The organism is Pseudomonas sp. URIL14HWK12:I6 (genome assembly GCF_000514195.1).
Taxonomy (GTDB): domain Bacteria; phylum Pseudomonadota; class Gammaproteobacteria; order Pseudomonadales; family Pseudomonadaceae; genus Aquipseudomonas; species Aquipseudomonas putida_A.
Genome location: NZ_AZVL01000001.1, coordinates 539864 through 561855 on the forward strand (window position 1 = coordinate 539864; position 21992 = coordinate 561855).

28 protein-coding genes and 1 pseudogene are annotated in these 21992 nt (G+C 61.5%); 10 read left to right on the top strand and 19 right to left on the bottom strand.

Annotated features, from left to right (window positions below; translation table 11 throughout):
- Positions 1-74 precede the first annotated feature (74 nt).
- The 4 genes from H043_RS0102475 (at position 75) to trmB (ending at position 2316) form a co-directional block, all read left to right on the top strand.
- Positions 75-446: a DUF423 domain-containing protein gene (locus H043_RS0102475; protein WP_003229144.1), complete on the top strand. Its 372-nt coding sequence runs from the start codon at positions 75-77 to the stop codon at positions 444-446.
- An 80-nt stretch (positions 447-526) separates the two neighbouring features.
- Positions 527-727 carry a sulfur carrier protein ThiS gene (gene thiS, locus H043_RS0102480; RefSeq protein ID WP_027610571.1) on the top strand — a complete coding sequence of 67 codons (201 nt, stop codon included), beginning with the start codon at positions 527-529 and terminating at the stop codon, positions 725-727.
- A 59-nt stretch (positions 728-786) separates the two neighbouring features.
- A complete protein-coding gene (locus H043_RS0102485) occupies positions 787-1581 on the top strand; it encodes a thiazole synthase (RefSeq protein WP_007964131.1) in 795 nt (264 codons plus the stop codon).
- A gap of 9 nt (positions 1582-1590) precedes the next feature.
- Positions 1591-2316, top strand: a complete 726-nt coding sequence (gene trmB / locus H043_RS0102490; RefSeq protein WP_027610572.1) for a tRNA (guanosine(46)-N7)-methyltransferase TrmB — start codon at positions 1591-1593, stop codon at positions 2314-2316.
- A gap of 19 nt (positions 2317-2335) precedes the next feature.
- Here the strand turns inward: trmB and H043_RS30605 are convergent.
- The 11 genes and pseudogenes from H043_RS30605 to H043_RS0102540 form a co-directional block, all read right to left on the bottom strand.
- Positions 2336-2422, bottom strand: a pseudogene (locus tag H043_RS30605) (metal ABC transporter ATP-binding protein); the annotation flags it as partial.
- A 24-nt stretch (positions 2423-2446) separates the two neighbouring features.
- The gene (locus H043_RS0102495) at positions 2447-2770 is read right to left on the bottom strand and encodes a DUF3392 domain-containing protein (RefSeq protein WP_003229134.1); all 324 of its coding nucleotides are present in this window, start codon (positions 2768-2770) and stop codon (positions 2447-2449) included.
- A gap of 29 nt (positions 2771-2799) precedes the next feature.
- Positions 2800-4005 (bottom strand): radical SAM family heme chaperone HemW, encoded by a 1206-nt coding sequence (gene hemW, locus H043_RS0102500; protein WP_027610573.1) that lies wholly within the window; start codon positions 4003-4005, stop codon positions 2800-2802.
- Positions 4002-4598, bottom strand: coding sequence for an RdgB/HAM1 family non-canonical purine NTP pyrophosphatase (rdgB, locus tag H043_RS0102505; RefSeq protein ID WP_027610574.1), 597 nt, complete (start codon positions 4596-4598; stop codon positions 4002-4004). The genes hemW and rdgB overlap by 4 nt, the downstream gene beginning before the upstream one ends.
- On the bottom strand, positions 4595-5029 hold the full coding sequence (locus tag H043_RS0102510; protein ID WP_027610575.1) for a DUF4426 domain-containing protein: 435 nt from the start codon (positions 5027-5029) through the stop codon (positions 4595-4597). Before H043_RS0102510 ends, rdgB begins: the two co-directional genes overlap by 4 nt.
- A gap of 26 nt (positions 5030-5055) precedes the next feature.
- Positions 5056-5676, bottom strand: a complete 621-nt coding sequence (metW, locus tag H043_RS0102515) for a methionine biosynthesis protein MetW (protein WP_003229126.1) — start codon at positions 5674-5676, stop codon at positions 5056-5058.
- 7 nt (positions 5677-5683) lie between these two features.
- Positions 5684-6823: a homoserine O-acetyltransferase gene (locus H043_RS0102520; RefSeq protein ID WP_027610576.1), complete on the bottom strand. Its 1140-nt coding sequence runs from the start codon at positions 6821-6823 to the stop codon at positions 5684-5686.
- A 186-nt stretch (positions 6824-7009) separates the two neighbouring features.
- Positions 7010-7303 (bottom strand): DUF167 domain-containing protein, encoded by a 294-nt coding sequence (locus tag H043_RS0102525; RefSeq protein WP_027610577.1) that lies wholly within the window; start codon positions 7301-7303, stop codon positions 7010-7012.
- A complete protein-coding gene (locus tag H043_RS0102530; RefSeq protein ID WP_027610578.1) occupies positions 7300-7890 on the bottom strand; it encodes a YggT family protein in 591 nt (196 codons plus the stop codon). The genes H043_RS0102525 and H043_RS0102530 overlap by 4 nt, the downstream gene beginning before the upstream one ends.
- Before the next feature lie 10 nt (positions 7891-7900).
- Positions 7901-8719: a pyrroline-5-carboxylate reductase gene (gene proC / locus H043_RS0102535; RefSeq protein WP_027610579.1), complete on the bottom strand. Its 819-nt coding sequence runs from the start codon at positions 8717-8719 to the stop codon at positions 7901-7903.
- A 28-nt stretch (positions 8720-8747) separates the two neighbouring features.
- Entirely contained in the window at positions 8748-9434 is a 687-nt protein-coding gene (locus H043_RS0102540; protein WP_027610580.1) for a YggS family pyridoxal phosphate-dependent enzyme, read from the bottom strand.
- Positions 9435-9490: 56 nt separating this feature from the next.
- Between H043_RS0102540 and H043_RS0102545 the strand changes: the two genes are divergently transcribed.
- Positions 9491-10525, top strand: coding sequence for a type IV pilus twitching motility protein PilT (locus H043_RS0102545; protein ID WP_027610581.1), 1035 nt, complete (start codon positions 9491-9493; stop codon positions 10523-10525).
- A gap of 143 nt (positions 10526-10668) precedes the next feature.
- Here the strand turns inward: H043_RS0102545 and H043_RS0102550 are convergent, their stop codons facing one another.
- Positions 10669-11295: a C40 family peptidase gene (locus H043_RS0102550; RefSeq protein ID WP_003229112.1), complete on the bottom strand. Its 627-nt coding sequence runs from the start codon at positions 11293-11295 to the stop codon at positions 10669-10671.
- A 248-nt stretch (positions 11296-11543) separates the two neighbouring features.
- On the opposite strand from H043_RS0102550, the gene H043_RS0102555 reads away from it, so the two are divergent.
- The gene (locus H043_RS0102555; RefSeq protein WP_007964113.1) at positions 11544-11975 is read left to right on the top strand and encodes a TM2 domain-containing protein; all 432 of its coding nucleotides are present in this window, start codon (positions 11544-11546) and stop codon (positions 11973-11975) included.
- Between the two features lie 152 nt (positions 11976-12127).
- Here H043_RS0102555 and H043_RS0102560 read toward each other — a convergent pair whose 3' ends face one another.
- From H043_RS0102560 to gshB, 7 genes are all read right to left on the bottom strand, one after another.
- Entirely contained in the window at positions 12128-13399 is a 1272-nt protein-coding gene (locus tag H043_RS0102560) for a dihydroorotase (RefSeq protein ID WP_027610582.1), read from the bottom strand.
- Positions 13396-14400 (bottom strand): aspartate carbamoyltransferase catalytic subunit, encoded by a 1005-nt coding sequence (locus H043_RS0102565; RefSeq protein ID WP_003229107.1) that lies wholly within the window; start codon positions 14398-14400, stop codon positions 13396-13398. The genes H043_RS0102560 and H043_RS0102565 overlap by 4 nt, the downstream gene beginning before the upstream one ends.
- A 28-nt stretch (positions 14401-14428) precedes the next feature.
- Positions 14429-14935: a bifunctional pyr operon transcriptional regulator/uracil phosphoribosyltransferase PyrR gene (pyrR, locus tag H043_RS0102570; protein WP_027610583.1), complete on the bottom strand. Its 507-nt coding sequence runs from the start codon at positions 14933-14935 to the stop codon at positions 14429-14431.
- Positions 14936-15016: 81 nt separating this feature from the next.
- Positions 15017-15454: a Holliday junction resolvase RuvX gene (ruvX, locus tag H043_RS0102575; RefSeq protein WP_003229101.1), complete on the bottom strand. Its 438-nt coding sequence runs from the start codon at positions 15452-15454 to the stop codon at positions 15017-15019.
- Positions 15454-16026 (bottom strand): YqgE/AlgH family protein, encoded by a 573-nt coding sequence (locus H043_RS0102580; protein ID WP_025109150.1) that lies wholly within the window; start codon positions 16024-16026, stop codon positions 15454-15456. The genes ruvX and H043_RS0102580 overlap by 1 nt, the downstream gene beginning before the upstream one ends.
- Before the next feature lie 172 nt (positions 16027-16198).
- Positions 16199-17098: an energy transducer TonB gene (locus tag H043_RS0102590; RefSeq protein ID WP_007964106.1), complete on the bottom strand. Its 900-nt coding sequence runs from the start codon at positions 17096-17098 to the stop codon at positions 16199-16201.
- A gap of 107 nt (positions 17099-17205) precedes the next feature.
- Positions 17206-18177 (bottom strand): glutathione synthase, encoded by a 972-nt coding sequence (gshB, locus tag H043_RS0102595; protein ID WP_027610584.1) that lies wholly within the window; start codon positions 18175-18177, stop codon positions 17206-17208.
- 225 nt (positions 18178-18402) lie between these two features.
- Here gshB and pilG point away from each other — a divergent pair, with 225 nt between their 5' ends.
- From pilG to H043_RS0102615, 4 genes are all read left to right on the top strand, one after another.
- Positions 18403-18807, top strand: a complete 405-nt coding sequence (gene pilG, locus H043_RS0102600; RefSeq protein ID WP_003229093.1) for a twitching motility response regulator PilG — start codon at positions 18403-18405, stop codon at positions 18805-18807.
- 60 nt (positions 18808-18867) lie between these two features.
- Positions 18868-19233: a twitching motility response regulator PilH gene (gene pilH / locus H043_RS0102605; protein WP_025109154.1), complete on the top strand. Its 366-nt coding sequence runs from the start codon at positions 18868-18870 to the stop codon at positions 19231-19233.
- A 10-nt stretch (positions 19234-19243) separates the two neighbouring features.
- Positions 19244-19783: a chemotaxis protein CheW gene (locus H043_RS0102610; RefSeq protein ID WP_007964098.1), complete on the top strand. Its 540-nt coding sequence runs from the start codon at positions 19244-19246 to the stop codon at positions 19781-19783.
- 154 nt (positions 19784-19937) lie between these two features.
- The gene (locus H043_RS0102615; protein ID WP_027610585.1) at positions 19938-21992 is read left to right on the top strand and encodes a methyl-accepting chemotaxis protein; all 2055 of its coding nucleotides are present in this window, start codon (positions 19938-19940) and stop codon (positions 21990-21992) included.

Below are 21992 nucleotides of genomic sequence, written 5' to 3' on the forward strand. Positions count from 1 at the left end.
AGAGATGGCTTGGCCGAACCGATAGAGCGGGCCATTATACAGACCCTGCCGAACGAGTCTGACTGGAGTTCCACATGCTGCGTGGCTTTCTGATGCTGGCCGCTTTCTTTGGTTTTACCGGTGTGGGCCTGGGCGCCTTCGCCGCGCATGGCCTGAAGAGCCGCCTGACCCCCGAGTATCTGGCGATTTTCCACACCGGCGTGACCTATCAACTGGTGCACACCCTGGCACTGTTCGGCGTGGCGCTGCTGGCCACGCAGATTCAGGGGCGGCTGGTGACCTGGGCGGGTATTTCGTTCGCCGTCGGCATTCTGCTGTTCTCCGGGAGCCTGTATGTGCTGACCACCACAGGTATCAGCAAGCTCGGCATCATCACTCCGTTCGGCGGTCTGGCGTTTCTGGTTGGCTGGCTGTGTCTTGGACTTGCCGCCTGGCGCCTGCAGTAAACCGCTTGACGCTTGGTGCTGACCTTTAGGTCATGATCGGGCTAGAATGCCACCCCCTAAAAATGATGGCGGCCAGGCGCATGCGCATTCAGTTGAACGGCGAATCCCTTGAACTGCCCGACGGTGAAACCGTTGCGGCCCTGATTGCCCGTATGGACCTGACCGGTCGCCGGGTGGCAGTCGAACTCAATCTGGATATCGTCCCGCGCAGCCAGCATGCCGACACCGTGCTCAACGACGGCGACAACGTCGAAGTGGTGCACGCCATCGGCGGCGGCTGATCGCCGGCCCGCAAGGGCACAGAATTCTGCAAGACCCTCACCCCTAAAGAGGATTCCCCATGAGCATCGTTCGCAGCGACAAGCCTTTTGTTCTGGCCGGTCGTACTTACCAGTCGCGTTTGCTGGTCGGTACCGGCAAGTACCGTGACATGGAAGAAACCCGTCAGGCCATCGAAGCCTCGGGTGCCGAGATCGTCACCTTCGCCGTGCGCCGTACCAACCTCGGCCAGATCGAAGGCGAGCCGAACCTGCTCGAAGTGCTGTCGCCCGATCGCTACACCTTCCTGCCGAACACCGCCGGTTGCTACGACGCTATCGAGGCCGTGCGCACCTGCCGCCTGGCCCGTGAGCTGCTCGATGGTCACAACCTGGTGAAGCTGGAAGTGCTGGCCGACCAGAAAACCCTGTTCCCCAACGTGATCGAAACCCTCAAGGCCGCCGAAACGCTGGTCAAGGAAGGCTTCGACGTGATGGTTTACACCAGTGATGACCCGATCATCGCTCGCCAACTGGCGGAAATCGGCTGCATAGCGGTCATGCCGCTGGCCGGTCTGATCGGTTCCGGTCTGGGGATCTGCAACCCGTACAACCTGCAGATCATCCTCGAAGAAGCCAAGATTCCGGTGCTGGTGGATGCCGGTGTCGGTACCGCCTCCGACGCCACCATCGCCATGGAACTGGGCTGTGACGCGGTGCTGATGAACTCGGCCATCGCCCATGCTCAGCAACCGGTGATGATGGCCCAAGCCATGCAACACGCGATCGTCGCAGGCCGCTTGGCCTACCTCGCCGGCCGCATGCCGAAAAAACTCTATGCCAGCGCCTCTTCGCCGCTGGATGGTCTGATCAAGTAAGAGCCATTGATGACTGAATCGAACGACACGCCTATCCAGACGGAAGAGGGCGACGAGCGCCAACACCGCCGCATCAAGAGCTTCGTGATGCGCGCCGGGCGCATGACCGAAGGCCAGCAACGGGGTCTGGACCAGGGCGCGCCGCTGTACGTGCTGCCGCTGGCCGACGCGCCGGTGGATTACGATCAAGTGTTCGGCCGTTCGGCACCGCGCTCGCTGGAGATCGGTTTCGGCATGGGCCACTCGCTGTTGGAAATGGCTGCGGCGGCGCCGGATCAGGACTTCATCGGTGTTGAAGTGCACCGTCCGGGTGTCGGCGCGCTGCTCAACGGCGTGCTGACTCAGGGCCTGACCAACCTGCGGGTCTACGATTGCGACGCGATTGAAGTGCTCAACCGCTGCATCGCCGACAACAGCCTCGATCGCCTGATGCTGTTCTTCCCGGATCCATGGCACAAGAGCCGTCACCACAAGCGTCGTATCGTTCAGGCGTCCTTCGCCGAACTGGTGCGCAGCAAGCTGAAGGTTGGCGGCATCCTGCACATGGCCACCGACTGGGAGCCGTACGCCGAGTACATGCTGGAAGTGATGAACGTCGCCCCGGGCTACCGCAACCTCGCCGAAGACGGCAAATGCGTACCACGCCCGGCCGAACGGCCGATCACCAAGTTCGAACGCCGCGGCGAACGTCTTGGGCATGGCGTGTGGGATCTGAAGTTCGAGAAAATCGCTTAAACATCACGCAAACCCAATGTGGGAGCGGGCTTGCTCGCGAAAGCGGTGAATCATTCAACGTTGATGTTGACTGATACGACGCCTTCGCGAGCAAGCCCGCTCCCACAGTTGTTTTGGGGTGTCAGAGGATTCAGCGGCGGTCAGCGACTACGCCGATAAGCACCAGCACCACCAGCAGCACCGGCGCCAGGCTGTAGTTGTTGAACTGGCTCAGGCCCTTGACCACCCACGGCGTCGCATAGATCAGCGCGGCGCCGCTGCCGATCACGCACAGCAGGGCCATCAGTGGTACGCGCAGGGCGCCGGCGATGCTGCCCAGACGCTGCTCGACCCAGCCCTTGAAGTCGGCGCCGAACAGCACCAGCAGGCAGCCCACCAGCGCCAGGGCGATTTCCGAGAGGTTGCTGCGGCTCCAGCGGGACACGGTGGCGAGCAGATCGAGTATCAAATCCATGCGGTTTTCCTTGGGGCGGCCGTTAGGGCTCAGCTCAGAAATTTCTGCAGCAAGTCGTTGAGAAACAGTTGTCCGCGCTCGGTGGCCGCCAGACGTGACGGTTCGACCTGCATCAGGCCACTTTGTTCGGCCTCGCGGCGGTGTTCGGCGAGACTTTCCAGCGGCAGGCCGGTGCGTTCGGGATACAGGCGTGATTCCACCCCGGCAGTCAGGCGCAGGGCGTTCATCAGGAACTCGAACGGCATCTCGTCATTGCTCAGGGCTTTCTCGCCGGCCTGGAAACTCTTGGCCGGGTTGAGATAGTCCTTCGGCAAGCGCGTCTTCCAGGTGCGCACAATGCGCCCGTCCGGATGACTGAGCTTGCCGTGGGCGCCAGCACCGATGCCGATGAAGTCGCCGAAACTCCAGTAATTGAGGTTGTGCCGCGCCGGCCGCCCGGGCTGGGCATAGGCCGAGACTTCGTATTGCGCGTAACCGTGCGCGGCGAGCAGCGCTTGCCCGGCTTCTTGAATGTCCCACAGCGTGTCGTCTTCCGGCAGCACCGGCGGCTGGTTCCAGAACACCGTGTTCGGCTCCAGTGTCAGCTGATACCAGGAGATGTGCGTCGGTTGCAGTTCGATGGCCTGACGCAGGTCGCTCAAGGCATCTTCCAGCGACTGATCGGGCAAGCCGTGCATCAAGTCGAGGTTGAAGTTATCGAACCCGGCCTGACGCGCCATACCGGCCGCGCGCACCGCTTCGTCGCCGTTGTGGATACGTCCGAGGGCTTCGAGTTTCTGCTGCTGGAAGCTCTGAATGCCGATCGACAGGCGATTGATCCCGAGCTTGCGATACGCAACGAACTTCTCTTGCTCGAAGGTGCCGGGATTGGCTTCCAGGGTGATCTCGATGTCGTGGGCGAACGGGATGCGCTGCTCGACGCCTTTGAGCAAGCGCCCGAGGGCTTGCGCGCTGAACAGGCTCGGCGTACCGCCACCGAAGAAGATCGAACTGATTTCACGGCCATACACCGCGTGCAGGTCCTGATCGAGATCGGCCAGCAACGCGTCGACGTATTCCTCTTCCGGTAGCACCGGGCTGGCGGTGTGCGAGTTGAAATCGCAATACGGGCATTTGCGCACACACCACGGGATGTGGATGTACAGCGCCAGAGGCGGCAGCGTAGGCAGCGGCGCCCGAGGCGAAGAGGCGGCGCCGCCGATGATCAGCGACGACGCGGGGTGGCTGTCGGTCATTTCAGGCCCAGACGCTGGCGCAGCAGATCCATTGCACGGGCGCGGTGGCTGATCTGGTTCTTGTCGGCCGGGCTCAGTTCGGCGCTGGACACGTTTCGCTCCGGCACCCAGAACAGCGGGTCGTAGCCGAAACCGTGCTCGCCGCTGGCGGCGGTCAGGATGCGCCCGTGCCACAGGCCTTCGCAGAGGATCGGCAGCGGATCATCGGCATGCCGCACCAGTGCCAGCACGCAGACGAACTGCGCGCCGCGCTCGGCTTGCGGCACGTCTTTGAGGGCCTTGAGCAGTTTGGCGTTGTTCGCCGCATCGCCCTTGCCGTCGGCATAGCGCGCCGAGTAGATGCCCGGTGCACCGCCGAGGAAATCCACCGCCAGACCGGAATCGTCGGCCAGCGCCGGCAGGCCGGAGATGCGCGCGGCATTGCGCGCCTTGAGGATCGCGTTCTCGACGAACGACAGACCGGTTTCCTCCGGTTCGACCTTGCTCCATTCGCCGATCGAGCGCAGTTGCACCGAGTCGCCGAGCATGGCCTGGAGTTCCTTGAGTTTGCCGGCGTTATGGCTGGCCAGTACGAGTTGCGTGAGGTTCATCATTCGCCGGGAAAGAGTTCTTGGTTGAAGTTGATGGTGTTGATCTTGTCACCGTTCTGCACCTTGATTTCAAAGGTGCGGGTTTCCTGCTGCTCCACCGGGTACTGGGCGATGTAGTAGATCGCGCCCTGTTCGGTGACCTGGCGGAAGTTCAGCGGCACGCTCTGGCTGGTCAGGTCTTTGACCGTGCCGGTGACGTTGGCGATCAGCGGTTTGCCGTCCTTGATCACCGAGACATTGATCACGCCCTGGTTCTTGCTGCGGATCAGCTCGGCTGCTTTGGCGATGTCGGGTGTCAGGAAGGTCGAGTTGAAAGTGTTGTAGTGCACGGTAACGTCGCCGAACACTTCCTTGCGTTCGCCCTTGATGGCATCGGCGGCCACCGCCGACAGACTCAGGCAGGCGGCCAATAGCACAGTAATCAAGCGACCCATGATCGTTCTCCTCGAAATGTCGTGGTTCAGACCGCGACCCGATGATCTGCAAGCACCGGGCTGCTGACGCGGTAGATACCAATCTCACCTAACAGATTAGGCCATAGCTTACTGGCCCACCCGTGACGGTGCTGTTGATCCACGGCAAGCCGATCAATGACCTTCGCATCACGTTCGCGACAAAGTTCTTCAAAGTCTTCGAAGGTACAGAAGTGAATGTTCGGCGTGTTGTACCAGGTGTACGGCAGAAATTCCGACACCGGCATCCGGCCCTTGCTCGCCAGGTACCAGCGGCAGCGCCAGTGACCGAAGTTGGGGAAGGTGATGATGCACTGACGACCGACCCGCAGCATCTCGTCGAGGATCTTGTCCGGGTAATGCACGGCTTGCAGGGCCTGGGTCATGACGACGATGTCGAAACTGTTGCTGGCGAAGTTGCCCAGCCCCTTGTCCAGATCCTGCTCGATGACGTTGATGCCCTTGGCCACGCACTCGGCGATGTTGTCGGCGTCGTTTTCCAGGCCATAACCGGTGACGTTCTTGTTGTCGCGCAGCCAGGTCAGCAGTTCGCCGTCGCCGCAACCGAGGTCGAGCACGCGGCTGCCAGCGGGGATCCATTCCTGGATGATTTCCAGATCAGCTCTCATGGCTTGTTCACACCGTAATTCGGTTCATGTAATTGCCGAACGCCTGCAAATAGCGCGGGATCGGAATCAGGAAGGCGTCGTGGCCCTGTGGCGCGTCGATTTCCAGATAGCTGACGTCTTTGCGTGCCGCCATCAGCGCGTCCACCAGCTCCCGCGAGCGGGCCGGGGAGAAGCGCCAGTCGGTGGTGAACGACATCACGCAGAACTTGGCGGTGGCGTTTTCGAAAGTTTTCGCCAGGTTATCGTCGAAGTTCGCCGCCGGATCGAAGTAGTCCAGTGCCTTGGTCATCAACAGATAGGTATTGGCGTCGAAACGCCCGGAAAACTCTTCACCCTGATAGCGCAGGTAGCTTTCGACCTGGAACTCGACGCTGTGGAAGTCGTAGTTGAGCTTTTCACTCTTCAGGCCACGGCCGAATTTCTCGCCCATGGAGTCGTCGGACAGGTAGGTGATGTGTCCGACCATCCGCGCCAGCATCAGCCCGCGCTTGGGGATCACACCTTGTTCCTGGAACGAACCACCGTGGAACTCCGGGTCGGTGAGGATCGCCTGGCGCGCCACTTCGTTGAAGGCGATGTTCTGCGCCGACAGCTTGGGGGCCGAGGCGATGGCCAGGCAGTGGCGCACGCGATCCGGGTAGGTGATGGTCCACTGCAGCGCCTGCATGCCGCCCAGGCTGCCGCCGATGACGGCGGCGAACTGACGAATGCCGAGCAGGTCCGCCAGACGCGCCTGACTGTGCACCCAGTCTTCCACGGTGAGCACCGGGAAGTCCGCGCCGAACGGCTTGCCGGTCTCCGGGTTGATACTGCTCGGGCCGGTGGAGCCGTTGCAGCCGCCCAGATTGTTCAGGCTGACCACGAAGAACTTGTTGGTGTCGATCGGTTTGCCCGGGCCGATGCAACTGTCCCACCAACCGGGCTTGCGGTCTTCGGCGCTGTGATAGCCGGCGGCATGGTGGTGCCCGGACAACGCGTGGCAGATCAGCACGGCGTTGCTCGCCTGTGCGTTCAGCGTGCCGTAGGTTTCGTAGATCAGGTCGTAGGCAGGCAGCGAACGGCCACAGGCCAGAGCCAGAGGTTCACTGAAGTGCGCCGTTTGCGGCGTCACCAGACCAACAGAATCGGGGGGAAAGGCAGCTGGCATCGACCCTGCTCTCGTTGAAATGAGGCGTAAGTCTAAAGACCGGGGGGGTTAGCGGCAAGCAACGTTGGGGCTCAGATGTCTTCGCTCTGGACCGAGGTGCAGCCATTCGCGAGCAGGCTCGCTCCCACAGGGGATTGCATTCCAGTGTGGGAGCGAGCCTGCTCGCGAATGGGGCAACTCGGTGGATCAGGCTGGACGCGCCAGATCAGGCAACTCCGGCAGCTTCTTCGGCGAACAGATCTTCACCCGTTTCTGCCGGTTCAACTCGCCGCTGAGCAAACTGACCTGGCTTTTGGAAACCCCAAACGCCTTGGCCAGAAAGCCCATCAGATACGCATTGGCCTTGCCCTCGACCGGCGGCGCGGTGAGGCGGATCTTCAGGCGGTCACCGTGCAGCCCGGCGAAATCATCGCTGCGGGCTGCCGGTTGCAGATGACATTCGAGGATCAAGTCGTCCCCGTCCCAGCGAAACCAGCTCACATCAGCAGGCGCAGGATTTCCGGCATCATGGTCATCGCCGCCAGATTGTTGATCACCAGCATGTCGATCAGCTTCAGCGCCAGGAAGGCGAAAATCGGCGACAGGTCCAGACCGCCGAGGTTCGGCAGAATCTTGCGGAACGGTGCCAGCGCCGGCTCGCAGATCTGGTTCACCAGTTCAGCGCCCGGGTTGTGGCTGCCCGGAGCGACCCACGACAGGATCACGCTGATGATCAGGGCGAAGAAGAAGATCTTCAGGAACAGCGCGGTCACGCCGATGATCGACCAGATGAACAGCTGCAGCGGGTTGCCGGTGGTGCCGTAGGTCAGCAGCAGGGTCAGGGCCATCAGGGCCAGTTGCACCAGAATCGCCAGCACCAGCGACGACATGTCCAGACCGAAGATGCTCGGGATGATCCGGCGCAGCGGCTTGAGCAGCGGCTGGGTAGCCTTGACCACGAATTGGCACAGCGGGTTGTAGAAGTTTGCGCGCACCAGTTGCAGGACGAAGCGCAACAGCACGATCAGCAGGTACAGGCTGCCGAGGGTTTGCAGCACGTAAACCGCTGCGGTGTTCAATCCAATCATGTAAGGCTCCTTATTTGCCCAGTTGTTCGGCCATTTCGGCCGAGCGGTGCGCGGCGGCGCCGAGTGCTTTTTCTACCAGGGCTTCGAAGCCGTTAGCCTGGAATGATTTGATCGCGGCCTCTGTGGTGCCATTTGGCGAGGTCACGCGGCGGCGCAGTTCGGCAGCGTCGACATCGCTGGATACCGCCATGTGCGCGGCGCCCAGAGCCGTTTGCAGGGTCAGTTGCTCGGCGATTTCCTTTGGCAGGCCGAGTTTGACGCCAGCGGCGGTCATCGCTTCGATCAGCAGGAAGAAGTACGCCGGGCCGGAACCGGAGACGGCGGTCACCGCATCGAGTTGCTGCTCTTCGTCAAGCCACAGCGCGATACCCACGGCGGACAGCAGCTCTTCAGCCTGCTGACGCTGTTCGGCAGTCACTTCGCTGGTGGCGTACAGACCGCTGACGCCCTGACGCAACAGCGCCGGGGTGTTGGGCATGCAGCGCACGATCGGCTGCTCGCCAAGCCACGCAGTCATGCTCGCGCAAGTGATGCCGGCGGCGATCGACACCACCAGTTGCTGCGGCTTCAGGCTGGGACGGATGGCTTCGCACACGGCTTTCATCGCCTGTGGCTTGACCGCCAGCACGATCACGTCGACGCCATCAATAGCCTGCGCGTTGTCGGCGAAGGTTTCGATGCCGTGTTCGGCGCTGACGCGTTGGCGGGTCTCTTCGCCCGGATCGCTGGCGCGAATGTGGCTGGCTTGCAGACCCTTGGCCCGCAGGCCGCCAATCAGGCTGGCGGCCATGTTGCCGGCACCGATAAAGGCAATGCGTGTGTTGCTCATGTCAGGTCCTTTTTCAGATGGCTGTCGGTCATTGCTGACCGTAATCTCTGGCGCCAAACAGGGCGGTACCGATCCGCACCCAAGTGGCGCCTTGGGCGATGGCCGATTCGAGGTCGTGGCTCATGCCCATGGAAAGTGTGTCGAGCGGCAGATTCAGGCTGTCCTGCAAACGTTGCACGGCAGCAAAAGCGGCATCTTGTTCGGCGCGATCTTCGGTCGGCTCGGGAATCGCCATCAGCCCGCGCAGTTTTAACCGGGGCAGGGCGCTGATGGCCTCGGCCAGCGCTGGCAGGTCGGCCGGGGCGCAGCCAGACTTGCTGGCCTCACCGCTGACGTTGACCTGAATGCAGATGTTCAGCGGCGGCAGCTCGGTCGGGCGCTGCTCGGACAGGCGTTGGGCGATTTTCAGGCGATCCACGGAGTGCACCCAGTCGAAATGCTCGGCGATGGCGCGAGTCTTGTTCGATTGAATGGGGCCGATGAAGTGCCAGATCAAGGGCAGGTCGGCCAGTTCGAGCTGTTTGCCCAGGGCTTCCTGCAGATAGTTCTCGCCAAAGTCACGCAGGCCGGCGGCGTAGGCTTCACGCAGGTCCTGCGCCGGTTTGGTCTTGCTCACGGCCAGCAACTGGATGCTGTGTTCATCGCGGTTTGCAGCTTTGGCCGCTGCCTGGATACGCGAACTAACCTGAAGAATGTTGTCTGCTATCGTGGACATCAAGAGGCGCCGGCGGTCTGAAGGTTCGCGGCATTCTACTGGAATTGAGGGACGCTATGGATATCACTGAACTGCTGGCGTTCAGCGCCAAACAGGGCGCTTCCGACCTGCACCTGTCGGCCGGTCTGCCGCCGATGATCCGCGTCGATGGCGATGTGCGGCGGATCAATCTGCCGGCGCTGGATCACAAGCAAGTGCACGAATTGATCTACGACATCATGAATGACACCCAGCGGGTCGACTTCGAGAAACACCTGGAAACGGATTTCTCGTTCGAAGTCCCCGGCGTAGCGCGCTTTCGGGTCAACGCGTTCAACCAGAACCGGGGCGCCGGCGCGGTGTTCCGCACCATTCCCTCGAAAGTGCTGAGCATGGAGGACCTCGGCATGGGCGACGTCTTTCGCAAGATCACCGATGCGCCGCGCGGGCTGGTGCTGGTGACCGGGCCGACCGGGTCCGGCAAATCGACCACGCTGGCGGCGATGATCGACTACCTCAATATCCATCGCCATCACCATATCCTCACCATCGAAGACCCGATCGAATTCGTCCACGAATCGCGCAAATGCCTGATCAATCAGCGCGAAGTCCATCGCGATACCCGCAGCTTCGCCACGGCGCTGCGCTCGGCGCTGCGCGAAGACCCGGATGTGATTCTGGTGGGCGAGATGCGCGACCTGGAAACCATTCGCCTCGCACTGACTGCCGCTGAGACCGGGCATCTGGTGTTCGGCACGCTGCACACGACGTCGGCCGCCAAGACCATCGACCGTGTTGTCGATGTGTTTCCCGGCGACGAGAAGTCCATGGTCCGTTCGATGCTGTCGGAGTCGCTGCTGGCCGTGGTGTCGCAGACGCTGATCAAGAAGATCGGCGGCGGACGGGTGGCCGCGCACGAGATCATGCTGGGAACGTCGGCGATCCGGAACCTGATCCGCGAGGACAAGGTGGCGCAGATGTATTCGGCGATTCAGACCGGAGGGTCGTTGGGGATGCAGACACTCGACATGTGCCTGAAGGAACTGGTGACCAAGGGCTTGATCAGCCGCGAGCATGCGCGGGAAAAGGCGCGTACGCCGGATAATTTTTAAGAGAGGCTTGTGTTGCTTTCACTGGCCTCTTCGCGAGCAAGCCCGCTCCCACATTGGATCTGTGTCGTTCACAAATCAAATGTGGGAGCGGGCTTGCTCGCGAAGGGGTCAGTACTGCTTGAGCAGATTCCGGATCAGTCGACTCAGCGCTGAACCACACGCATCTGTTTGCCAGCCGGTTCTTTCGGCAGCACACGCTTGGCAACTACGTAATGCTGTTCCCAGTACGGCTTGTTCAGCGTATCGATGCTCACCGCTTTGCCACGGCGTGGTGCGTGGATGAAGCGGTCGTTGCCCAGGTAGATGGCAACGTGGTTGACCCGACGGCTCTTGATGTTGAAGAAAATCAGGTCGCCCGGCTTCAGATCCTTGCGTTCGACTTTCTCGCCATGCCCGCTGGCCATCGCGTTGGAAGTGCGTGGCAGGTCGAATGTGGCGTCGTTGAACGCATATTTCACCAGCCCGCTGCAGTCGAAGCCTTTACTTGGGCTGCTGCCGCCCCAACGGTAAGGAGTACCGAGGACGTTCACCGCACGGCTCAGGACGTTGCTGCTTTCCTTGTTGGCCATCGGTGGCACCAGCTTGCCGTGATTCTTGCTGGCGAGCGTGGTGTGTTTCGTTTGTTTGCTGCTCTTGCTCGAAGGAGCCGAAGCATGGGATTTAGGGGTGAAACCGTTAACGTTGGGAAGACGTTGCTCACGATTGGTGGCGTGGGCGGCCAGTGGCATTAATAGGCAAATAGTTAGCCATGTCTTGAAAAATGGTCGCATTAGGCGTGGCTCTTATGTGTTAGCGCGCAACTTTATAACAGCTTTTTTGTCCCTTCCGAGGCCGTTGGTCGATTCCATCGGAGGGTAACGGAACCAAACAAGCGGCAAACGGACGCAATTGTCGGACAGAAGTCCGGTGCTATAAGGCTTTGACGGACGACACGGTAACATTTGCCGTACGTCGGCTACATGTAAAAAAGTCACAAAGAATTAAAGAAAATTTATCTATCGTGTGAATCGAGGTCTTCATGAACCGCTATCAGCAGGTCGCTGCACCGCAGGATACGCACAGCAAAATCATCGGTTATCTGCTGTGGATTTTTGGTTTCACCGGCGCTCACCGCTTCTATTACGGCAAGCCGGTGACCGGGACGATCTGGTTCTTCACCTTCGGTCTGCTGGGCATTGGCTGGCTGATCGACGTGTTCCTGATCCCGGCAATGGATCGCGAGGCGGATCTGCGTTTCACCGCAGGGCCGATCGAATACAACGTGGCGTGGATTCTGCTGACGTTCCTGGGCGTGTTCGGCGTGCACCGGATGTACCAGGGCAAGTGGATCAGCGGGTTGCTGTATCTGCTGACCGGCGGGTTGTTCTTTATTGGTGTGCTGTATGACTTCTGGACACTGAATGATCAGGTTTCGGTGCGTAACGCGCAGAATCGCGGCGCCTTTCAGTAACCTGTGGCGAGGGGATTTATCCTCGATGGGGCGCGTAGCGGCCCTAAAACATTCAACCGCGGAGGAATTGAATCACCGCGGTTGTAGATTGAGGGCTGCTGCGCAGCCCATCGGGGATAAATCCCCTCGCCACAATGTCCCTCAGCAGCCGGTTACGTCTGGTGACTGATCCGCCCATCCACCAAGGTGTAACGCACCACACCCGGCAGGGTGTGACCGAGGAACGGGCAGTTCTCGCCCTTCGACAGCCAGCCTTCGCCGGCCACGGTGGACGCCTTCGGGTCGAACAGCACGATATCCGCCGCACCGCCTACCGCCAGTTTGCCCGCCGGCAGACGCAGTGCATCCGCAGGCCCGGCACTCAGGCGCGCCAGCAGGGTCGGCAGATCCAGTAAACCATCCTCAACCAGCGTCATCGCCAGCGGCAGCAGCAACTCCACACTGCTGATGCCCGGTTCGGTCGCACCGAACGGTGCCAGTTTGGCGTCGCGTTCATGCGGCTGGTGATGGCTGGAGATCGCCGAAATCACCCCGGACTTCACCGCTTCACGCAGGCCGTCGCGGTCGGCGCGGGTGCGCAGCGGTGGTTGCACGTGATACAGGCTGCTGAAGTCGATCAGCGCTTCATCGGTGAGAATCAACTGATACAGGGCGACATCCGCCGTGACCTTCAAGCCACGGGCCTGCGCCTGAGCGATCAGGGCCACGCCGCGCGCGCTGGTCAGTTGGCTGAAGTGCGCGCGCACGCCGGTCTGCTCGACCAGCAACAGATCGCGAGCCAGAGCCACGGTTTCAGCGGTTTCCGGAATCCCCGGCAGGCCGAGGAAACTGGCGACCGCGCCTTCATGGGCCAGACCGCCATCGGCCAGATCGTGATCCTGCGAATTGAAAATCACCGTCAGGTCGAAGGTCGCCGCGTATTCCAATGCCCGGCACAGGGTGCGGGTGTTGCGGAAACTCTCCAGACCATTGCCGAACGCCACACACCCGGCGTCGCGCAGCGCCACCAGCTCTGCAAGCTGTTCGCCGTCCAGCCCTTTGCTCAGCGCGCCAATCGGAAACACCTTGGTGTTGCCGGCTTCGCGGGCGCGGTCGAGGATCAGTTCGGCCACGGCCGAGGTGTCGAGCACCGGTTTGGTCTTCGGCGGGCAGCACAGACTGGTCACGCCGCCGGCCGCCGCTGCGCGGGTTTCGCTGGCGATGCTGCCTTTGCGGCTGTAGCCCGGCTCGCGCAGGGCCACATTCAGGTCGACCAGGCCCGGTGCTGCAACCAGACCGTTGGCGTCGATGGTTTCCACAGCGGTGAAACCGGCCGGTGCGGCGCCGAGGGCGACGATCTTGCAGGCTTCAACGTGAATGTCGGTGATTTGATCCAGGCCGCTGCTTGGATCGATGACGCGGGCGCCGAGAATGCTGAGCTTCACTGGGCGTTCTCCTGCTCGAATTGACGTTGTGCTGTTTGCCCGCTCATGGCCATCGACAGCACGGCCATGCGGATGGCGATGCCGTAGGTGACTTGATTGAGGATCACCGAGTGCGGGCCGTCGGCCACCGCGGACTCAATCTCTACCCCACGGTTGATCGGCCCCGGGTGCATGACGATGCAATCGGGTTTGGCCCCGGCCAGACGCGCGGTGGTCAGGCCGAACAGGCGGTAGAACTCGCCTTCACTCGGCAGCAGGCCGCCGGTCATGCGCTCACGCTGCAGGCGCAGCATGATCACCACGTCGACGTCCTTCAGGCCTTCGTTCATGTCGGTGTAGACCTTGACGCCGTACTGCTCGATGCCGATCGGCAGCAGAGTCTTCGGCGCGATCACGCGGATGTCCGGGCAGCCGAGGGTCTTCAGCGCGAGCATGTTCGAGCGCGCCACCCGCGAGTGCAGGATGTCGCCGACGATCGCCACCGAGAGGTTTTCGAAACCGCCCTTGTGCCGACGGATGGTGAGCATGTCGAGCATGCCCTGGGTCGGGTGCGCGTGCCGGCCGTCGCCGCCGTTGATGATCGCCACCTGCGGGCAGACATGCTCGGCGATGAAGTGTGCGGCGCCGGAATCACCGTGGCGCACGACGAACATGTCGGCGGCCATGGCTTCGAGGTTGCGCAGGGTGTCGAGCAGGGTTTCACCTTTACTGGCCGACGAGGTCGACACGTTCAGGGTGATCACGTCCGCCGACAGCCGCTGGGCCGCCAGTTCGAAGGTGGTGCGGGTGCGGGTGGAGTTTTCGAAGAACACGTTGCACACGGTCTTGCCGCGCAGCAACGGGACCTTCTTCACCGCCCGGGCACCGACTTCGAGGAACGAGTCGGCAGTGTCGAGGATTTCCGTCAGCAACTCGCGGCGCAGGCCATCGAGCGAGAGGAAGTGGCGCAGCTGGCCCTGATCATTGAGCTGCAGCGGGCGCTTGGTATCTAGAGGCGTCATCGCGAGGGGGACTCTCAATAAGGGCGGGTTAGGAATTCAGGTCTTGCAGTTCGAGCGTCAGCGGCTCCGGGCCGGACAGCTTGACCCGCTCATTGGCGGCCAGCGACAGCGTCGCGCCGACCACGTTCGGGCGGATCGGCAGCTCGCCGGCGTCCAGGTCTAGCAGGCAGACCAGGGTCACGCTGGCCGGGCGGCCGTAGTCGAACAGTTCGTTCATGGCGGCGCGGATGGTCCGGCCGCTCATCAATACGTCATCGATCAGCACCAGATGCTGGCCTTCGATCTCGAAGGGCAGGGCCGAGGGGCGCACTTGCGGGTGCAGGCCGTTCTGGCTGAAGTCGTCGCGGTAGAAGGAAACATCCAGCGTGCCCAATGGCGCGTCGCTGGCCAATTCCTTGAGCAAGGCCTGCGCGACCCAGATGCCGCCAGTGCGGATGCCGATGTAACGCGGTTCGCTGATATCACGCTGTGCAAGGTGCGCCTTGAGGCGGGTCGCCATCTGGCTGATCAGATCGGCGGGATTGGGCAGGCTCATGGTTGCTCCTTCGTGATTCCGAGCCGCGTCCTGCCGGACGCGGCTGGGTTTATAACCAAAAGAAAAGCGCCGAAGCGCTTGTCAGGATTCAAACAATGCAGTGTTTTCATCGAGCCAGCCCTGCAACAGCAGAGCGGCGGCGATGGCATCCACCGGGTTGTCGCGGTAACTGCCTTTCTGCCCGCCGCGCACCAGTCGTTCACCCTTGGCTTCAAAGGTGGTCAGGCGTTCGTCGTGGGTATAGAAGGGCACATTGAAACGGCCATTGAGACGGCGGGCGAATTTCTCCGCGCGCAGGCACATCTCGCTGGGCGTGCCGTCCATGTTCAGCGGCAGGCCGACCACCACGGCGTCGGGTTTCCATTCCTTGAACAGCGCTTCGACCTGATTCCAGTCGGGCACGCCGTTCTGCGCTTTCAGGGTGCACAGCTCGCGGGCCTGGCCGGTGATCACCTGGCCGACCGCAACGCCGATCTGTTTGGTGCCGTAGTCGAAGCCGAGAATCAGGCGCAGGGCCATCAGGCGTGCCCCGCCTGACTGGTCAGCAGGCTGAGGTTGATCCCCAGATGCCGTGCCGCCGCTTCCAGACGCAGCTCGCTGCTGGTGTTGAACAGGATGTCGGCGTCGTACGGGCAGGTCAGCCAGGCGTTGTCGGCCAGTTCAGCCTCCAGTTGCCCGGCTTCCCAACCGGCATAACCGAGGGCAATCACGCTTTTCGCCGGGCCTACGCCGTCGGCGATGGCGAACAGCACGTCCTGCGAGGTGGACAGCGCCAGATCACCGTCCAGTTCGACGGTGGCCTGAAAGGTCTTGCCCGCCGGGTGCAGGACGAAACCGCGATCGGTCTGCACCGGGCCACCAATGAAGATCGGCACATGCTGGCACAGCGCTGGCGGATCGATGTCCGGGCGCAATTGCTCGAGGATGTCAGCCAGATTCAGCTCTTGCGGTCGATTGACCACCAGTCCCATGGCGCCATTGGCCGTGTGCTCGACGATGTAGGTCAAGGTGTGGGCAAAGTTCGGGTCGGCCATGTGCGGCATGGCAATCAGGAAGTGATGCTTGAGGTAGCTGGGGCTGACGTTTTTCATGAGCGATAGTGTGGCGTTCAAGGGGCGAACTGACAAGCTGGAGATGCAGGTGACACACCGATGCAATGTGGGAGCGAGCCTGCTCGCGAAAGCGGTGTGTCATTCAATATTGATGTAGCTGATCCGCCGCATTCGCGAGCAGGCTCGCTCCCACAGGGGTTTTGCGGTGTTCTTAATTGCTGGAAAGCTTGTCGCCCCGGGCAAATTTCCAGGTGCGGATGATTTCCAGTCGGTCGATATCCGACAGATCGCCGGTAAACGGCGCAAACGGTGCCGCCAGTCGGACGATGCGCTGCGCCGCCTGATCCAGCAACGGCTGGCCGGACGATTCGAGCACCAGCACTTCATACAGCGAGCCGTCGCGGTTGATCGAGACCATCAGCCGCAGGTTGCCGTAGATCTGCTTGCGCCGAGCTTCCTCGGGGTAATTGAGGTTGCCGATGCGTTCGACCTTCTTGCGCCAGTCATCCTTGTACCAGGCGCCCTTGTCGCGCATGGTCGAGGCCGCGCTCAAACGGTGAATCCGCGGGCGCTTGGCGTACAGCTGTTGTTCGTTGGCCAGTTCCGCTTCGAGGCTGGCGATGTCGCTGGACAACTGCGAGCTGTCGAACGTCGGCGCGTTGACCGCGGGTTTGGTCTCGGTTTTGGTTTCTTCTTTCTTGGTCGGCGCCTTTTGCTGTTTCGGCGCCACCGTGGTCACCGCAGCCTTTGGCGCGGCTTCGCGCACTTCCGGTTTGGCGGCCGGGGGCGGGGTGACCTTCTTGACCTGATTGTCCTGGAACGGCGCGACCTCGGTGGTCTTGGGAATCGCCTTCTTGTCGAGGGTGCCGCTGCCTTCCTGGTTTTCCTGAGCGAGGAAATCAGCCTTTTTCGGCTTGGTTTCGCTCTTGAAGGTGGCGAGGGTGATTTCCAGGGTTTTGCTGATCTGCTTGGGTTCGACCATGGTAAAGCCGACGCCGAGCAGCAGCGCCAAATGAATCAGCGCCGCGAGAAACAGGGTAAATCCGAGGCGATCGGCCGGGCGCACGCCACGGTGGGCGAGTTCTGCGGGCAGATCGGACGGGAGGGTCATGACAAGAAAACCAACATCGCGTTTTTCAGAGGCTGCGCATGATAACGCAATGTTGGTTTCGCGCCTTGGGCTTCACGCTTCAAGCGACAGGCTGCATGTGACACACGTCAAGCTTGCGGCTTTTTGCCGGCGGCTTGCAGCTTCTTGTCGATGGCATCCATCAGCATGCCGCCGATGTCGGTACCGAAAGCGTTGTCGATTTCGCGGATGCAGGTCGGGCTGGTGACGTTGATTTCGGTGAGGTTTTCACCGATCACGTCCAGACCGACGAACAGCAAACCTTTCTCGCGCAGGGTCGGGCCAACCTGGGCGGCGATCCAGCGATCCTTGTCGGTCAGCGGCCGCGCTTCGCCACGACCACCGGCCGCGAGGTTGCCACGGGTTTCGCCTTGCGCCGGAATTCGCGCCAGGCAGTAATCCACCGGCTCGCCGTCGATCATCAGGATGCGTTTGTCGCCGTCCTTGATTGCCGGCAGGTAGGCCTGGCCCATGATCTGCTGATTGCCGAGGGCGGTCAGGGTTTCCAGAATCACCGACAGGTTCGGGTCGCCGACGCGGTGACGGAAAATCGAAGTGCCGCCCATGCCGTCCAGCGGCTTGAGGATTACGTCGCCATGCTTGGCGGCGAATTCACGCAGCACATCGGCGCGGCGGCTGACGATGGTCGGCGGGGTGCACTGCGGGAACAGCGTGGCGAACAGTTTTTCGTTGCAGTCGCGCAGGCTCTGCGGCTTGTTGACCACCAGCACGCCGGCGGTTTCGGCCTGTTCCAGCAAATAGGTGGAGTAGACGAACTCCATGTCGAACGGCGGATCCTTGCGCATCAGGATCACGTCGAGGTCGCTCAGCAGGTTGTCCTGCTCGGCGTCCAGTTCGAACCATTTTTCCGGGTTGGCGAAGACTTTCAGCGGCTTCATGCGCGCCCGGGCCTGACCTTCGGCCTGATACAGGTCGCGCTGCTCCATGTAGAACAGTTCCCAGCCACGTTTCTGCGCGGCCAGCAGCATGGCCAGCGAGCTATCCTTTTTATAGGAAATGCTGGCGATAGGGTCCATGACAATCCCGACGCGAACGCTCATTGGGTTTTCCTCGAAAATTGGCTACCGGATCGGTATTGAAAAAGTGCCGCCAGAGTGGCGCTGGCAGGGTTTTCGGTCAAGGAAAAACCCGTCGATAGATTGCATCTGGAGACTGTGCTAAAAAGGCTGGCATAGCGTGCTGGCCCTTGAGCATCAAGGGTTTCCAGCCATTACTCATCGCAAAACGGACAATTTGATTCGCAAAGGCGACGGTAGAGCCCTCTTATGGAACAGCAGTCCAGCGCCTTGAAGGTCATGGTGATCGATGACTCGAAAACGATTCGTCGCACCGCCGAAACGCTGTTGAAAAATGTGGGCTGCGAAGTCATCACGGCGATCGATGGCTTCGACGCTTTGGCGAAGATCGCCGACCACCACCCCGGGATCATTTTTGTCGACATCATGATGCCGCGTCTGGATGGTTATCAGACCTGCGCTTTAATCAAGAACAACAGTGCGTTCAAGGCCACGCCGGTGATCATGCTGTCGTCGCGTGACGGGCTGTTCGACAAGGCCAAGGGGCGGATTGTCGGTTCTGATCAATTTTTGACCAAGCCTTTCAGCAAGGAAGAACTGCTCGACGCGATTCAGGCCCATGTTCCGGGCTTCGCCGCCGTTTTGCCGCAGTAAGACACGTACAGTGACGCTCGGCCAGCGGGCCGGGTGTCGACAAGAAAAATGGGGAAGACCATGGCACGTATCCTGATCGTCGATGATTCGCCGACTGAAATGTACAAACTCACCGGCATGCTGGAAAAGCACGGCCATGAAGTGCTCAAGGCCGAAAACGGCGCCGACGGCGTGGCCCTGGCCCGTCAGGAAAAGCCTGACGCGGTCTTGATGGACATCGTCATGCCCGGCCTCAACGGCTTCCAGGCCACCCGGCAACTGACCAAGGATGCCGAGACCAGCCACATCCCGGTGATCATCATCACCACCAAGGATCAGGAAACCGACAAGGTCTGGGGCACGCGCCAGGGCGCGAAGGATTACCTGACCAAACCGGTCGAAGAAGACATGCTGATCAAGACCCTGAACAACGTGCTGGCCGGTTGATCGCGCGGCCATGAACCAGTCGCTGACCGCGTTCGAGCTGCTGTGGCAGATCGACCAGCGCTGCCGTCTGCTGGCGGCGGACCTGCCGTCGCAGCCCGGCCGTCAGGATCGCTGGAGCGGCATCGGTTTTCGCCTCGGCGAGCATTGGTACGTGACGCCGATGGGCGAAGTCAGCGAAGTGCTGCACGAACCGCGTTGCACGCAGTTGCCCGGGGTCAAGCCGTGGGTCAAAGGGGTGGCTAACCTGCGTGGGCGCTTGCTGCCGATCATGGACCTGTGCGGCTTCTTCGGCCATGAGCTGTCGCCGCTGCGCAAACAGCGGCGGGTATTGGTGGTGGAGCACAACGACGTGTTCGCCGGGCTGCTGGTTGATGAGGTGTTCGGTCTGCAGCACTTCGAGCAGGACAGCTTCGAACCGATCTCGATCAGCAAACGCCAGGGTTCCAAGGCCGAGTTCGTCAAAGGCTATTTCCGGCGTGAGCAGAACTGGCGGGTGTTCAGCCTGTTTGCGCTGGCCAAATCGCCAGTGTTCATGAGCGTCGCGATATAACAGATTCAACACTGTCCCCTGTGGGAGCGAGCCTGCTCGCGAAGAGGGCGTGTCAGGCAAGATAAATATTGGCTGACCCGACGCTTTCGCGAGCAGGCTCGCTCCCACAGGGATTGCAGCAGGCCTCAAAGATGTGGGTTAAGGGCGAGGACCGATGACAAAGGCAAAAACAGGCAAATCGGCGGAAGGGTCGCGCAGTCGCTCGCAGATCATCGTGCTGTTCATCGCACTGATCGTGTTCATCATGCTGCTGTTCGCCAACTTCGCCTACCTCAACACCCAGGCCAACTACGACAAGCAGTACATCGGCCACGCCGGTGAGCTGCGCGTGCTGTCGCAACGCATCGCCAAGAACGCCACCGAAGCGGCTGCCGGGAAGTCGGCAGCGTTCAAGCTGCTGAGCGATGCGCGCAACGATTTTGCCCAGCGCTGGGGTTACCTGAAGAAGGGCGATCCGGCCACCGGCCTGCCGCCCGCGCCGGCCACCGTGCGCCCGGAAATGCGCGCGGTGCAGCTGGATTGGGAACGCCTGCTGAAAAACACCGACGCGATTCTCTCCAGCGAGCAGACCGTGCTCTCGCTGCATCAAGTCGCCGCGACCTTGGCCGAAACCGTGCCGCAGTTGCAGATCGAATACGAAAAAGTCGTCGAGATCCTTCTGCAACGCGGCGCGCCAGCCGCCCAAGTGGCGATGGCCCAGCGCCAATCGCTGCTCGCTGAACGCATTCTCGGCGCGGTCAACACCGTGCTCGCTGGCGACGAGAATTCGCAGCAGGCTGCCGATGCGTTTGGCCGCGATGCCACCCGTTTCGGCCAGGTGCTCAACGGCATGTTGCAGGGCAACCCGACCCTGAAAATCAGCCAGGTCGAAGACCGTGATGCCCGTGCGCGGCTGAGTGAAATTTCCGAGCTGTTCCAGTTCGTCTCCGGCTCCGTGGATGAAATCCTCGAAACCTCGCCGGAGCTGTTCAAGGTCCGGGAGTCGGCGAGCAATATCTTCAGCCTGTCGCAGACCCTGCTCGACGAAGCCTCGCACCTCGCCAGCGGTTTCGAAAACCTCGCTGGCGGGCGCAACACCGACACCATCGGCGGCTACGTCCTTGGTTTGCTGGCGCTGGCCTCGATCATCCTGATCGGCATGGTCATGGTTCGTGAAACCAATCGCCAGTTGCGCGAGACCGCCGAGAAGAACGAACGCAATCAGAACGCGATCATGCGCCTGCTCGACGAGATCGAAGACCTCGCCGACGGCGACCTGACCGTGACCGCCTCGGTAACCGAAGACTTCACCGGGACCATCGCCGACTCGATCAACTACTCGGTTGATCAACTGCGCGATCTGGTTGCGACCATCAACCTCACCGCCGGCCAGGTCGCCGCCGCCGTGCAGGAAACCCAGGCCACCGCCATGCACCTGGCCCAGGCCTCGGAACATCAGGCGCAGCAGATTTCCGAAGCCTCGACCGCGATCAGCGATATGGCCCAGTCGATCGATCAGGTCTCGGCCAACGCCGCTGAATCCTCGGCGGTGGCCGAGCGTTCGGTGGAGATCGCCAACAAGGGCAACGAGGTGGTGCACAACACCATCCACGGCATGGACAACATTCGTGAACAGATTCAGGACACCGCCAAGCGCATCAAGCGTCTGGGCGAGTCGTCCCAGGAAATCGGCGACATCGTCAGCCTGATCGACGACATTGCCGACCAGACCAACATCCTCGCGCTCAACGCGGCGATTCAGGCCTCGATGGCCGGGGACGCCGGGCGCGGCTTTGCCGTGGTTGCCGACGAAGTGCAGCGACTGGCCGAGCGTTCGTCCGCCGCCACCCGGCAGATCGAAACCCTGGTGCGGGCGATTCAGACCGACACCAACGAAGCGGTGATTTCCATGGAGCAGACCACCACCGAAGTGGTGCGCGGCGCCCGACTGGCGCAGGATGCCGGGGTGGCGCTGGAAGAAATCGAAGGCGTTTCGAAAACCCTCGCCGCGTTGATTCAAAGCATCTCCAACGCGGCGCAGCAGCAGACCTCGTCGGCCGGGCAGATCTCACTGACGATGAATGTGATCCAGCAGATCACCACGCAGACCTCGTCCGGCTCCACCGCCACCGCCGAGAGCATCGGCAATCTGGCGAAAATGGCCAGTCAGCTGCGCCGTTCGGTATCCGGTTTCACCTTGCCGTCGGCGTCCGCGACGGATAAGGCGTGA

Bases quoted from the DNA above. Each gene is read 5' to 3' on its own strand.
- H043_RS0102475 (WP_003229144.1), top strand. From the start codon at position 75: ATGCTGCGTGGCTTTCTGATGCTGGCCGCTTTCTTTGGTTTTACCGGT.
- thiS (WP_027610571.1), top strand. From the start codon at position 527: ATGCGCATTCAGTTGAACGGCGAATCCCTTGAACTGCCCGACGGTGAA.
- H043_RS0102485 (WP_007964131.1), top strand. From the start codon at position 787: ATGAGCATCGTTCGCAGCGACAAGCCTTTTGTTCTGGCCGGTCGTACT.
- trmB (WP_027610572.1), top strand. From the start codon at position 1,591: ATGACTGAATCGAACGACACGCCTATCCAGACGGAAGAGGGCGACGAG.
- H043_RS0102495 (WP_003229134.1), bottom strand. From the start codon at position 2,770: ATGGATTTGATACTCGATCTGCTCGCCACCGTGTCCCGCTGGAGCCGC.
- hemW (WP_027610573.1), bottom strand. From the start codon at position 4,005: ATGACCGACAGCCACCCCGCGTCGTCGCTGATCATCGGCGGCGCCGCC.
- rdgB (WP_027610574.1), bottom strand. From the start codon at position 4,598: ATGATGAACCTCACGCAACTCGTACTGGCCAGCCATAACGCCGGCAAA.
- H043_RS0102510 (WP_027610575.1), bottom strand. From the start codon at position 5,029: ATGGGTCGCTTGATTACTGTGCTATTGGCCGCCTGCCTGAGTCTGTCG.
- metW (WP_003229126.1), bottom strand. From the start codon at position 5,676: ATGAGAGCTGATCTGGAAATCATCCAGGAATGGATCCCCGCTGGCAGC.
- H043_RS0102520 (WP_027610576.1), bottom strand. From the start codon at position 6,823: ATGCCAGCTGCCTTTCCCCCCGATTCTGTTGGTCTGGTGACGCCGCAA.
- H043_RS0102530 (WP_027610578.1), bottom strand. From the start codon at position 7,890: ATGATTGGATTGAACACCGCAGCGGTTTACGTGCTGCAAACCCTCGGC.
- proC (WP_027610579.1), bottom strand. From the start codon at position 8,719: ATGAGCAACACACGCATTGCCTTTATCGGTGCCGGCAACATGGCCGCC.
- H043_RS0102540 (WP_027610580.1), bottom strand. From the start codon at position 9,434: ATGTCCACGATAGCAGACAACATTCTTCAGGTTAGTTCGCGTATCCAG.
- H043_RS0102545 (WP_027610581.1), top strand. From the start codon at position 9,491: ATGGATATCACTGAACTGCTGGCGTTCAGCGCCAAACAGGGCGCTTCC.
- H043_RS0102550 (WP_003229112.1), bottom strand. From the start codon at position 11,295: ATGCGACCATTTTTCAAGACATGGCTAACTATTTGCCTATTAATGCCA.
- H043_RS0102555 (WP_007964113.1), top strand. From the start codon at position 11,544: ATGAACCGCTATCAGCAGGTCGCTGCACCGCAGGATACGCACAGCAAA.
- H043_RS0102565 (WP_003229107.1), bottom strand. From the start codon at position 14,400: ATGACGCCTCTAGATACCAAGCGCCCGCTGCAGCTCAATGATCAGGGC.
- pyrR (WP_027610583.1), bottom strand. From the start codon at position 14,935: ATGAGCCTGCCCAATCCCGCCGATCTGATCAGCCAGATGGCGACCCGC.
- ruvX (WP_003229101.1), bottom strand. From the start codon at position 15,454: ATGGCCCTGCGCCTGATTCTCGGCTTCGACTACGGCACCAAACAGATC.
- H043_RS0102580 (WP_025109150.1), bottom strand. From the start codon at position 16,026: ATGAAAAACGTCAGCCCCAGCTACCTCAAGCATCACTTCCTGATTGCC.
- H043_RS0102590 (WP_007964106.1), bottom strand. From the start codon at position 17,098: ATGACCCTCCCGTCCGATCTGCCCGCAGAACTCGCCCACCGTGGCGTG.
- gshB (WP_027610584.1), bottom strand. From the start codon at position 18,177: ATGAGCGTTCGCGTCGGGATTGTCATGGACCCTATCGCCAGCATTTCC.
- pilG (WP_003229093.1), top strand. From the start codon at position 18,403: ATGGAACAGCAGTCCAGCGCCTTGAAGGTCATGGTGATCGATGACTCG.
- pilH (WP_025109154.1), top strand. From the start codon at position 18,868: ATGGCACGTATCCTGATCGTCGATGATTCGCCGACTGAAATGTACAAA.
- H043_RS0102610 (WP_007964098.1), top strand. From the start codon at position 19,244: ATGAACCAGTCGCTGACCGCGTTCGAGCTGCTGTGGCAGATCGACCAG.
- H043_RS0102615 (WP_027610585.1), top strand. From the start codon at position 19,938: ATGACAAAGGCAAAAACAGGCAAATCGGCGGAAGGGTCGCGCAGTCGC.